The 12345-nt window shown below is 37.4% G+C and carries 9 protein-coding genes, 4 tRNA genes and 2 rRNA genes; 12 read left to right on the top strand and 3 right to left on the bottom strand.

The features are described from left to right. Nucleotides 1-133 precede the first annotated feature (133 nt). The 5 genes from rrf (AT683_RS01495) (at nucleotide 134) to psiE (ending at nucleotide 1255) form a co-directional block, all read left to right on the top strand. A 5S ribosomal RNA gene (rrf, locus tag AT683_RS01495) occupies nucleotides 134-249 on the top strand. A 48-nt stretch (nucleotides 250-297) separates the two neighbouring features. Then, nucleotides 298-413: ribosomal RNA gene (gene rrf / locus AT683_RS01490) — 5S ribosomal RNA — on the top strand. Nucleotides 414-425: 12 nt separating this feature from the next. Next, a tRNA-Asp gene (locus AT683_RS01485) sits at nucleotides 426-502 on the top strand. A 28-nt stretch (nucleotides 503-530) separates the two neighbouring features. Beyond that, nucleotides 531-606 (top strand) — tRNA-Trp (locus tag AT683_RS01480). 229 nt (nucleotides 607-835) lie between these two features. Beyond that, nucleotides 836-1255 carry a phosphate-starvation-inducible protein PsiE gene (gene psiE / locus AT683_RS01475; RefSeq protein ID WP_005661523.1) on the top strand — a complete coding sequence of 140 codons (420 nt, stop codon included), beginning with the start codon at nucleotides 836-838 and terminating at the stop codon, nucleotides 1253-1255. Between the two features lie 63 nt (nucleotides 1256-1318). Here the strand turns inward: psiE and AT683_RS01470 are convergent, their stop codons facing one another. Together AT683_RS01470 and AT683_RS01465 are read right to left on the bottom strand one after the other, a co-directional pair. Then, a complete protein-coding gene (locus AT683_RS01470) occupies nucleotides 1319-2605 on the bottom strand; it encodes a heme biosynthesis protein HemY (RefSeq protein WP_005661525.1) in 1287 nt (428 codons plus the stop codon). 10 nt (nucleotides 2606-2615) lie between these two features. After that, nucleotides 2616-3827: a uroporphyrinogen-III C-methyltransferase gene (locus AT683_RS01465; RefSeq protein ID WP_005668488.1), complete on the bottom strand. Its 1212-nt coding sequence runs from the start codon at nucleotides 3825-3827 to the stop codon at nucleotides 2616-2618. A gap of 305 nt (nucleotides 3828-4132) precedes the next feature. On the opposite strand from AT683_RS01465, the gene AT683_RS01460 reads away from it, so the two are divergent. The 5 genes from AT683_RS01460 to AT683_RS01440 all read left to right on the top strand — a co-directional run bounded on the left by AT683_RS01460 (nucleotide 4133) and on the right by AT683_RS01440 (nucleotide 10913). After that, entirely contained in the window at nucleotides 4133-6664 is a 2532-nt protein-coding gene (locus AT683_RS01460; RefSeq protein ID WP_038440388.1) for a class I adenylate cyclase, read from the top strand. Nucleotides 6665-6737: 73 nt separating this feature from the next. Then, the gene (gpsA, locus tag AT683_RS01455; RefSeq protein ID WP_011272190.1) at nucleotides 6738-7745 is read left to right on the top strand and encodes an NAD(P)H-dependent glycerol-3-phosphate dehydrogenase; all 1008 of its coding nucleotides are present in this window, start codon (nucleotides 6738-6740) and stop codon (nucleotides 7743-7745) included. 16 nt (nucleotides 7746-7761) lie between these two features. Then, nucleotides 7762-8565, top strand: a complete 804-nt coding sequence (gene cysE / locus AT683_RS01450) for a serine O-acetyltransferase (protein ID WP_005694542.1) — start codon at nucleotides 7762-7764, stop codon at nucleotides 8563-8565. 9 nt (nucleotides 8566-8574) lie between these two features. Further along, nucleotides 8575-9390, top strand: a complete 816-nt coding sequence (locus tag AT683_RS01445) for a shikimate 5-dehydrogenase (RefSeq protein WP_005692744.1) — start codon at nucleotides 8575-8577, stop codon at nucleotides 9388-9390. Between the two features lie 137 nt (nucleotides 9391-9527). Then, entirely contained in the window at nucleotides 9528-10913 is a 1386-nt protein-coding gene (locus tag AT683_RS01440; RefSeq protein WP_005688232.1) for a DASS family sodium-coupled anion symporter, read from the top strand. Nucleotides 10914-11050: 137 nt separating this feature from the next. Here AT683_RS01440 and folD read toward each other — a convergent pair whose 3' ends face one another. Continuing rightward, on the bottom strand, nucleotides 11051-11899 hold the full coding sequence (gene folD, locus AT683_RS01435) for a bifunctional methylenetetrahydrofolate dehydrogenase/methenyltetrahydrofolate cyclohydrolase FolD (RefSeq protein WP_005654480.1): 849 nt from the start codon (nucleotides 11897-11899) through the stop codon (nucleotides 11051-11053). Nucleotides 11900-12080: 181 nt separating this feature from the next. Between folD and AT683_RS01430 the strand changes: the two genes are divergently transcribed. Next, nucleotides 12081-12157, top strand: a tRNA-Pro gene (locus AT683_RS01430). 47 nt (nucleotides 12158-12204) lie between these two features. After that, a tRNA-Arg gene (locus AT683_RS01425) sits at nucleotides 12205-12281 on the top strand. The last annotated feature ends 64 nt before the right edge of the window (nucleotides 12282-12345 follow it).

Genomic DNA, 12345 nt, shown 5'->3' with positions numbered 1-12345 from the left:
AGAAGACTTAATAGAGAGAAAATTGAGTTCAGCTTGTGACCAATAAGAACGAGTGAAAGGTAGAGTAAAGACTGAGTAACGAGAGATAAAAGAGACGAGAGATAAAAGAGAAGACGAGTTATCAAAGAATTATCTTGGCGGCGATAGTGCGGTGGAACCACCTGAGACCATACCGAACTCAGAAGTGAAACGCTGTAATGCCGATGGTAGTGTGGGGTTTCCCCATGTGAGAGTAGGGCACCGCCAGGTTTTATTTTTTTAGTTTATTCATTGAGTAAATTAAAAAAATAAAAAATTTTTGGCAGAGATAGTGCAATAGATCCACCTGATACCATACCGAACTCAGAAGTGAAATGTTGTAACGCTGATGGTAGTGTGGGGTTTCCCCATGTGAGAGTAAGGCACTGCCAATCATCATTTTTAGCGGAGTGGTAGTTCAGCTGGTTAGAATACCTGCCTGTCACGCAGGGGGTCGCGGGTTCGAGTCCCGTCCATTCCGCCAATTCATATCATAGTTTATTGATACCAATAGGGGCGTAGTTCAATTGGTAGAGCACCGGTCTCCAAAACCGGGTGTTGGGAGTTCGAGCCTCTCCGCCCCTGCCATTAAAAAACCTTTCATTTTCAATAATTTACTACATTGTAAAAATTTTCTTGTGAGAAATAATCCTATTCTTGTAGTGTAAATGTGACATTTATTCATAAACTTTATTATGTGATCGCATTTAAATGCGTAGGAATATAATAATTTCTAATAATTATTTTTAAATAATTTTGACCAGTTTTATAATTTTACATTAGTATACGAGTCTTAATTTTGTTGTAAGGAATAAAAATGGAAGAGTCCCTAGAATTAGAAAAATTGCCACGAATCATTACTGATGTATTGAAAATTGTGCTTTGTACAGCGTTGATTGCGCTAGCGATTGTGCTTATTATTGCCCTTGTAAAAATAACTTATACTTTATCTATGATGGTGCTTAACACTTCGTCTGTTGTACCTTATGATGTTGCTGAACAAGCAGTAATGTTTTTCTTATATTTCGGGTTTATTGGTTTGATTGTGCAGTATTTTAAAAGCGGATATCACTTCCCTTTACGCTATTTTATTTATGCTGGGATCACTGCGATGTTGCGTTTAATCATTGTTAATCATGAAAGCTCGGTGGATACCATCTTATTTGCAGGCGCAATTTTGATTATGGTGATCGCACTCTGTTTGGTGTTATATTCTAATAAACTGAAAAATATATAGTTTTAGATTCAAAACAACAAAAAACGCACTTCACTTGAAGTGCGTTTTGTCTTTTTAGTTGAGCTACTCAGATTTGCTTTCTAAAAGTGCGGTTGAATTTTCTTCTGTTTTTTCTTCCGCACTTTCTGGAATGACATCCTGAATTGCCATCACTGATTTCAAACTCTCTTGGCGAACTTGTTCAGCTAATGCTTTATCGCCCGCTTGTTCAAATACATAAGATGCCATCATCAAATCATTTTGTTCTAATTGTTCAGGGCAAGCGATCACGTTTTTGAATACATCTGCTGCTTTAATAAATTCATTGTTACGAACATATAAATAACCCAAAGCACGATTGATACAGCATTTTTGTTTTTCATCCACACGTTTTGCACGTTTTTCTATTAGCTTGAGAAGTTTACTGTTATCTTCTGGTTGTAAACGTGTAATTTGAGTACAAAGAGGTAAACTGATTGCTGTATTGTCACCGAGTTTTTTCAGTATTTCAAATGTCAATTCAGTAGCTGATTCATGATCATTACAGTCAATTAAACGTTGAATAAGGCTAATTTTAAGTTCAATATTGTTACGGCGATGACGAGGTTGCTGATTCCACCAAGTTAGTAAGCCATCAATTCCTTCTTCGTTCATTTTCTCGTCGAGTAAACCATTTTCGGTTTTAGATCGAAGATCTTTGAATTCTTCATCATTGAATAAACCGCTATTCGCAACATTGTCTAAAATTTTATCTAGAGCTTGATAGGCTTTAGAGCGAAGATAAATTTCTACCGCGAGTTTTAATACTTCTTTATTGCGACGAGCCATTTCTAATAAGCTATCTACAGAACTGCGTGCTGCAGGTAACTTGTTTTGTTGCAATAAAATGCGAGTACGGGCAATTTCCACGAGCAAATTATCAGAGCCGGCTAATTCTGTCGCTTCAATTAAATAGCGATTTGCACTAAATTCGTCGCCACGTTGTTGAGCAGCTTCTGCTGCTTTGATGAGATTTAGTACAGGTTCAGCAGAATGTTTAGCATTTTTGCCAATTAATTTTTCTGCTTTAGCGTAATCCCCTTCATTCATTTTTACCAAGCCTTCAAGGGTTTGTTTTTGCGCTTTTACACGTTTGCGATTAGAAAACCATTGATAAGAGCTACGACTTAAACGAAAGAAACGAGTGATGCCCCATTCAAAAGCATAAATTATTGCTAAAGAAATAATGAAAAAAATCACTAAGGTAGTGATGGACATTTCTATAATACGATTTGCTGTCTCAATGCGCACATAACCTTGCTGACCAGAAATATAAGGCCCTGCTACAAGTCCTACAAGCAATGTCAGCATTAAAAAGAGCACTCTAAACATAGACTTATCCTTATTGTTGTGATTCAGATTGTGTTGGTTTAACAGCTTCTACTTTAGGCATTGTATCAATCGCCTTGTCTGCTTCAATTTCCACTTTTTGTAGATCTAAAGCTGTACGATTAAGATATTTGTCAAGTAATGTTAAACTTTTTAATTGCTCTGGTACATCTACATAAATAGAAGTATCAGTCAATCCATCTACTAATTTTAAGAAATTTTGTGTTACTTCAGCGTTTGTATCAAAATAGCTACGAACCCAAGAAGAAACAGCTTCTAGAGATTGCTTATAAAGTTCATTTTGCTGACGAGGAACTGCCATAATCGCAAGCTGTAAACGTAGACGAATGTTCTCACGAAGATAAATATCTTGATTTGGTGCAAGTAATTCTTTTTTATTTGAATTTTGTTTTGGCGAAATACGAATAAAATGATTTAGGAAAGAGGTTGCACTTTTTTCAATATTTTGTTGCCAGTCAGTAATGTTGTTGGATAATTTATCATTATTTTTAGATGTTTCATCAAAATTTACATTCAAAGCCTGTAATTCATCGACTGTGTTTGCAAGCTGTGACAGTTTTTGCATTATCGCATTTTGATCCACACTTGAAAGCGAAAGAAGTTGTTTTAAATCTTGATTGATTGCACTACGAATTTCATTTGCTTGTGAATTATTAACCTTGACGAGGGTTTCATCAGCTAATTTTAATAAAGAAACCGCTGTATCAACATCGTTATCTAAAACAAGTTTACGCAGGGCATTATTTAGTAAAAAATCAGCTTCGGAAAATAACCAATCGCTTGGTTGTTGTGCGATGGCAAGCTGACTTACTTGTTTCATTTGAGTTTGTAAGGATGTTATTTCCCCTGTTTTGCTTACAATTAATTGTTCCAGTTGAGCTATATTTTCTTGTGCAGTTTTTAAACTCTGTTCTAATTGTGTAAGTCGTTTATTGTTATTGGTGTTATTTGAGGAAAGATTTGCTCCCGTTTGATTTTCAAGTGCGGTTAATTTCTGTTGAATTTCAGCTATTTGTTGCTGACCAAAATAGTATCCAGCTCCACCAATACCTAGCGCAACAAGTATTGCTAATAAACTCAATGCTGTACCCGTTTTTTTCACAATAGTTTGCGGAACAGACTGCATTGTTTCAGCTTGTTCAACAGCTGTTTTGGGCGTATCTGTAAGTTGTTCAGTGAGGTCGTTAGGTTGCTCTTTTGCCATATCAATTCCTTAATAAGTGATATTGAGTAAGGTATTTTATAATACTTTGCGTTGATAAGAAAAATATCAAGCTATCCACTAATAATAGAAAATATAGATTTTTATATCGGCAGAATTAAGCTATTTACGCAATAAAATTAGGTGCTATCCTACCACTCTTAGGTAAAAAAGTCATTTTGATTGTTGATAGGTAAAACTTATAATATATTTTAAAAAAATTGTGATTTATGTCACATTTTTTTGCATTTATACTCCCTAAGTGGTAAATTGTTCGCCAATTTTTGTTGTTCTGGTAGGGACACCACGTGGAATGTAATCTAGCACAAGCAAAACAATGGGTTAGCGCCTTGGATCAACGCCGTTTTGAGCGTGCATTACAAGGTTCAGGCGATGCATTCCAACACGTTTTAGCGATTGCACCTTTACTTCTACACCTAAACCATCCGCAACTTCCCGGCTATGTTATTCACGCCCCCTCTGGCATTGCGAATTTCCTTGCTTCTGATTATCAAAAAAAATGGCTCACCAATGAATACAGTATTCACTATGCCGATCATAAGCCATCAACACTCAAAAGTGCGGTAAATTTTCACGAAGTTTTACCACCAATTCTAGGCGTTTATGTAATGGGTAGCTTTGGCTCAATAAGTCAAACCTCTTCTTCAGATCTTGATACTTGGATTTGTGTCCGTGATGGCTTGAGTCCAGATGAATATACACTTCTTACTCAAAAAGCCAAGCGGATTAGTGAATGGGCAATGCAATTTAATGTGGAAATTAATTTTTATTTGATGGATCAACAACGTTTCCGCAATGAACATTATGCTGACCCACTGACTATTGAAAATAGCGGCTCTGCGCAATATATGTTATTGCTTGATGAGTTCTATCGCTCCGCCGTACGCTTGGCTGGTAAACCTCTACTTTGGTTGCATTTATGGGTGGAAAATGAAAAAGACTATGAAAAACAGGTGGCGCGTTTAATTACTGAAGGGGAAATAGATCCAAATGATTGGGTGGATTTCGGCGGTTTAGGACAATTTTCTGCAAACGAATATTTCGGTGCCAGTTTATGGCATCTTTATAAAGGGATTGATTCACCTTATAAATCTGTGCTCAAAATTTTGTTGTTGGAAGCCTATTCCAAGGAATACCCAAACACTTGCTTAATTGCCCGCACTTTTAAGCGAGATTTACTTTCAGGCAATACCAATCCTGATCACCATTTTGATCCTTACATTGCCATTCTTGCAAAAGTAACCCAATATTTAACCGCACTTTCTGAATTTAAACGTTTGGATTTTGTGCACCGTTGTTTCTATGTGAAAGCAACGGAAGATTTTGCACGTTACCAAGCCAATAATTGGCGTATTCGTTATATGGAAATCCTTGCGCAAGAATGGGGATGGTCTGCAGAAACGGTAAAACATCTCAATAAGCGTCCATTTTGGAAAATTAAGGCAGTAAAAGAAAACCACGATAACATAATGAAATTTTTAATGTTGAGTTATCGTAATTTAGTGGAATTTGCTCGAAAGCATCATATTCACTCGAGCGTCGTGCCACAAGATATCAACATTCTTTCTCGTAAACTTTATACTGCTTTTGAAGAACTTCCCGGCAAAGTGTCCTTACTCAACACACAGATATCTCACAATTTATCAGAAGCACACCTGACTTTTGTGGAAGTTCGTGGCAATAAACATTTTAAAGATGGTTGGTACCTTATCAATCAACCAATACACCATATTATGTTCTCCAAAGAACGGGTGATCGAATACGGAGAAAGCCTGAATAAATTAGTTTCTTGGGCTTATTTCAATCATTTACTCACAGAAAAAACCGAATTGTCAATTTTTAGCAAGAATGTGACTTTAAGCACATTGCAACGCTTTGTCACTAACTTACGTCAGTCTTTTCCAAGCACCATCGCCAAACAACCTAAAAATAGCGATTTATTGAATCAATGTGAAATTCGTAGCTTGTTTATTGCCATAAATCTCACGACCGATCCAACATCCAAAGTAGAAGAAGTATTAACGGGTATTTCATCGCGAGATTTATTTAGTTTTGGATCGCTTGAGCAAAGCCTTGTGGGCAGTATTGATTTTACTTATCGTAACGTGTGGAACGAAATCCGAACGCTCCATTTTGAAGGGCAAAATGCCATTTTGCTTGCACTAAAAGTGCTTTCTAACAAAATTTATCGTGGCGTTAATCGCCCAGATTCCATCCAAGTCTATTGTTATAGTGAACGTTATCGCCAAGATTTACGTCAATTAGTGATGGGATTAGTCAATCGATGCGTTAGCATCCAAGTCGGCGATATTCAACAACCTTGCCAAACGTCACGTTTACGCGTAGCGGGTAAAAACTGGCAATTATTTTTTGAAGATCGCGGCATCAGCTTACAAGAAATCGGAAATGAATCGGTCTGTAATGACGCTGAAAGTGCGGTGGATTTTGACGAAGTTTTACAAACACCAATTGAAGATGGCGAGACAAACCAAGAAAGTCGTCGCTATCCACCAGAAATGGATGCCTTCGCAAGTGAAGGATTCCTACAATTCTTTTTTGAAGATAATTCTGATCACAGCTTCAATGTTTATATTTTAGATGAATCTAATCATCTCGAAATCTATCGCCACTGCGATGGTGAAAAAGATGAAAAAGTGCGGGAGATTAATCAACTTTATCAAAACGCCAAACAGGAAGGCGATAAAAATCCTTACAATATCGTTCAACATAATTTTAACTACCCTCAATTTTATCAACTACAAAATGGAAAAAATGGCATATCCATCGTGCCGTTTAAATTCCGCCAAATGAATAAGTAATATTTTCCTGTGGTTGATAGGTTACCGAAAGATATCTATACTTATTTCCTCTTTTACTAGATAAATTGTAGATATGATAACTTCGCAAACACCAATCACTGTGCTAGGTGCGGGATCTTATGGAACTGCGCTGGCAATTACCTTTTCTCGCAATGGTTCTCCCACTCACTTATGGGGGCACAATCCCGTCCATATCGCACAAATGCAGACAGAACGACAAAATTATCGTTTTTTGCCGGATGTCATCTTTCCTGAGGATCTTCATTTAGAAAGTAATCTTGCACAAGCAATGGAATATTCTCAAGATATTTTAATCGTGGTGCCAAGCCATGCTTTCGGTGAAATTCTTATAAAAATTAAACCGCACTTAAAAGCCCATCACCGATTAATTTGGGCAACAAAAGGTCTGGAGCGTAACACAGGGCGTTTACTACAAACCGTAGTTGAAGAACAACTCGGAACGCAATATCCACTAGCTGTACTTTCTGGCCCAACTTTTGCAAAAGAATTAGCGCAAGGTCTACCATCAGCTATTACGCTTGCTGCCAATAACGAGCAATTCGCGCGGGAATTTCAGTCTCGTATTCATTGTAGTAAAGGTTTCCGAGTTTATATAAATTCGGATATGACTGGCGTTCAACTTGGTGGTGCAATTAAAAATGTGATCGCAATTGGTGCGGGTATTTCAGACGGTATGGGATTTGGCGCAAATGCTCGCACAGCACTGATTACTCGAGGTATTGCAGAAATTACCCGCTTAGGTATCTCGCTCGGTGCAAATACCAATACATTTATGGGAATGTCTGGATTGGGCGATTTAGTGCTAACTTGCACCGATAATCAATCGCGCAATCGACGTTTTGGATTAATGCTAGGTAAAGGATTAGATGCCCAAATGGCTATGGAAAATATCGGGCAAGTCGTAGAAGGTTTTTATAATACAAAAGAAGCCTATTTGCTTGCACAAAGACAAGGTGTGGAAATGCCGATTACAGAACAAATTTATCAAATGCTGTTTTGTGGCAAAAACGCACAAGATGTAGCAATCAGCCTTTTGGGGCGAGCATGTAAAGGCGAATAAAATAAAAGGAGAAATTATGACATTAGATGTGTGGCAACATATTCGCCAAGAAGCCAAAGAACTTGCTGAAAACGAACCTATGCTTGCTAGTTTTTTTCACTCTACAATTTTAAAGCATCAAAATCTGGGTGGTGCGCTAAGTTATTTATTGGCTAACAAATTAGCCAATCCTATTATGCCAGCTATTTCTCTCCGTGAAATTATTGAGGAAGCCTATCAATCTAATCCTTCGATTATTGATTGCGCTGCTTGCGATATCCAAGCTGTCCGCCACCGAGATCCCGCTGTAGAATTGTGGTCCACTCCATTGCTTTATTTAAAAGGTTTCCACGCAATTCAAAGCTATCGAATTACCCATTATTTATGGAATCAAAATCGTAAATCCCTTGCCCTTTATTTACAAAACCAAATTTCAGTAGCTTTCGATGTAGATATTCACCCAGCGGCGAAAATTGGCCACGGAATCATGTTCGACCATGCAACAGGTATTGTTGTGGGTGAAACATCTGTAATCGAAAATGATGTTTCAATTTTGCAAGGGGTAACACTTGGCGGTACGGGAAAAGAATCAGGCGATCGTCATCCCAAAGTACGCGAGGGTGTTATGATTGGGGCGGGTGCAAAAATTCTCGGTAATATTGAAGTGGGTAAATACGCCAAAATTGGGGCAAACTCTGTTGTGCTTAACCCCGTTCCTGAATATGCCACAGCGGCTGGCGTGCCAGCTCGAATTGTAAGTCAAGATAAAGCAGCAAAACCTGCTTTCGATATGAACCAATATTTTATCGGCATTGATGATGGAATGAATTTAAATATATAAGGAGACACCATGATCAACAAAGATACCCAACTCTGCATGTCTTTATCAGGTCGTCCGAGTAATTTCGGTACTACCTTTCACAATTATTTGTACGACAAGCTAGGGTTAAATTTCATTTATAAAGCATTCACCACGCAAGATATTGAGCACGCCATCAAAGGCGTTCGCGCATTAGGCATCCGTGGTTGTGCTGTTTCAATGCCATTCAAAGAAACTTGTATGCCATTTTTAGATGAAATTCATCCGTCAGCACAAGCCATTGAATCCGTAAATACCATCGTGAACGATAATGGCTTTTTGCGTGCATATAACACTGATTACATTGCCATCGTAAAATTAATTGAAAAATATCATTTAAATAAAAATGCTAAAGTCATTGTTCATGGCAGTGGTGGTATGGCAAAAGCCGTTGTGGCTGCCTTTAAAAATTCAGGTTTTGAGAAATTAAAAATTTACGCACGCAACGTAAAAACAGGTCAATATCTCGCCGCACTTTATGGCTACGCATACATTAATTCTTTAGAAAACCAACAGGCAGATATTTTAGTCAATGTTACGCCAATCGGCATGAAAGGGGGCAAGGAAGAAATGGATTTAGCCTTTCCAAAAGCGTTCATTGATAATGCTAGTGTCGCGTTTGATGTAGTGGCTATGCCTGTTGAAACGCCCTTTATTCGTTATGCTCAAGCACGAGGAAAACAAACTATTTCTGGTGCAGAAGTGATTGTACTTCAGGCTGTAGAACAATTTGAACTTTATACGCATCAACGCCCAAGCGATGAATTAATCGCTGAAGCTGCGGCGTTTGCTCGAACAAAATTTTGAAATAAAGATATGGTACATTGTGTTTTTATTAAAATTTGTTGCTCTCGATCACATTTCTGAATATTGCTCGTTGCATCTTTATAACATTCATTTAACATTGAACCCTATTTAAGTGATAGCTCTAACGGAGGAACTTTATGGGTGAGATGGCATCTTTAAGAAGTCATAAAAATGGCATTATTTTTATTTTAGATATTGTGCTGTTTTTTGTGTTATTAAATGTATTACCTTTTGAACCAAAAGCTAATTCTGGTTTGGCATTATTAGCTTTTATCGCGGTGCTTTGGTTAAGTGAAGCATTACACGTTACTATTACTGCATTATTAGTTCCACTTTTGGCTGTGGCATTGGGATTAGTTAGTACCAAACAAGCTTTAGTTGGTTTTGCTGATCCGACAATATTTTTATTTTTTGGTGGCTTTTCCTTGGCGACGGCATTGCATATTCAAAAACTTGATAAATTGATTGCCAATAAGATTATGGCACTAGCACGCGGTAATTTATTTATCGCAGTTATTTATCTCTTTTTGATTACAGCCTTTCTTTCTATGTGGATGAGTAACACGGCAACTGCTGCAATGATGTTACCCCTCGCCATGGGTATTTTAAGCCAGCTTGATCGCGAAAAAGATCATAACACCTATGTGTTTGTGCTGTTAGGGATTGCTTACAGTGCATCAATTGGTGGTATGGGAACCCTTGTAGGAAGCCCACCAAATGCAATTGTAGCAAGTAATTTAAATTTAACTTTTTCTGATTGGTTATGGTATGGCTTACCAATAATGATTATTTTGTTGCCGTTGATGATTGGGATTCTTTATATTATTTTCAAACCAAAACTTCATCTCAATTTTGAACAGACCTTTGAAAATATTGAAATGAATCCTATGCGTATATTGACGTTTATTATTTTTTCAGTCATTGCTTTAACGTGGATATTTAGCGGTAAAATTAATCCGTTTATTTCAGGATTACTAGGATTACAAAAAAACATTGCAAGTTTTGATAGTATCGTAGCCTTATTGGCGGCAATTGTTATTTGTTCAACAGGCGTTGCAAGTTGGAAACAAATTCAATCAAATACCGATTGGGGCGTATTAATGCTTTTCGGTGGTGGATTAACATTAAGTGCGGTGTTGAAGGATTCTGGTGCAAGTAAAATTTTAGCGGATAGTATTGTTTTTATGATTGATGGACAACATTTCTATCTTATTGGTTTATTAGTTGCGGCGTTCATTATTTTCTTAACTGAATTTACTTCTAATACAGCGAGTGCGGCGTTACTTGTACCTATCTTTATTTCTATCGCTCAATCATTGGGTATGCCAGAAATTGGTTTAGCATTAATTATTGGTATTGGTGCATCCTGTGCCTTTATGCTACCAGTAGCGACACCACCAAATGCGATTGTATTTGGCTCTGGTCAAGTAAAACAAAGTGAAATGGTCAAAGTTGGTTTCTTACTGAATTTAGTCTGTGTTGTAGTTATTGCCACTATGGGTTATATGTTCTGGCTTAAATAATATAGAATTGTTTACTTTTAATAAATGATGATTGAAGATCATAAATTTAAACGTAAGAAGTACAATAAAGCCATTTAAATAAATGGGTTAAAGCAAATGAAGCTTTAACCCATTTTTCATAACCGTTCTATACAAATCTATTTATTGTGTTCATAAGCATAAAGCGTATTGCTCATCAACATTGCAACGGTCATTGGCCCAACGCCACCAGGGACTGGTGTAATGTAAGCCGCTTTTTCGGCTGCTTTATCAAACTCTACATCGCCTACTAATTTTCCATCTACTCGGTTAATTCCAACATCAATTACGACCGCACTTTCTTTGATCCAATCGCCAGAAATTAAATTTGGTTTACCTACCGCAACGACAAGTATATCTGCTTGGCGAACGTGATTTTCCAAATTTTTAGTGAATCTATGTGTTACTGTGACGGTTGCCCCTGCTAATAATAATTCTAAAGACATTGGGCGGCCAACAATATTGGATGCGCCTACAATTACTGCGTGCTTGCCGTGTAAATCAATACCCGTTGTTTCTAATAGTTTCATCACACCATAAGGTGTACAAGCACGTAAAGTTGGAATACGTTGGCATAACCGCCCAACATTATAAGGATGAAAGCCATCTACATCTTTTTTAGGATCGATACGTTCAATAATAGCTTCCGCATTAATTTGTTTTGGCAAGGGGAGTTGCACCAAAATACCGTCAATATTTTTATCTGCGTTAAGTTGGTCAATAATCGCTAATAATTCATTTTGCGTGGTTGTTTCAGGGAGGTCATAAGATTTAGAGAGAATACCGACTTCCTCGCAACTTTTACGTTTATTGCCCACATAAATTTGCGAAGCAGGATCAGCACCAACGAGGATTACAGCAAGTCCTGGAGCGCGTTTTCCTTGTTCAATATAATGGGTTATTTTATCTGCTAAATTAGCTTTAATTTGTTTTGAAAGTTCAGTACCAGAGATGATTTTTGCGGCCATTGAGCTATCCTTGATATTATGTGATGAAAAAGAAAGCGTTTGCTATTTTAACGAACAATGATTTTTTTACAATGAAAAAGGGGGATATTTCTTAAAGTGGAATAATTTTGAACAATTAAGTTGAAAAATCAAAAATTTCATTGACTGAAATAAAAACAAACTTATAATTGACCGCACTTATCGGCGAGTAGCGCAGCTTGGTAGCGCAACTGGTTTGGGACCAGTGGGTCGTAGGTTCAAATCCTATCTCGCCGACCACTTCTTTCGTATTTTCTTGAAATTTTTATAAAAGAAATCCTTTGAATGCGCCCTTAGCTCAGCTGGATAGAGCAACGCCCTTCTAAGGCGTGGGTCAAAGGTTCGAATCCTTTAGGGCGTGCCATTCGTTGTCTGTTTAACTAGATCCTGTTTAGTTTTTTCAAATATAAGCACTTTCAGTCTGTTAG

It is taken from the genome of Haemophilus influenzae, assembly GCF_001457655.1.
In the GTDB taxonomy this organism is placed as follows: domain Bacteria; phylum Pseudomonadota; class Gammaproteobacteria; order Enterobacterales; family Pasteurellaceae; genus Haemophilus; species Haemophilus influenzae.
Note: the sequence above shows the minus strand (reverse complement) of the source record. Positions and strands in the feature narration are given on the sequence as shown.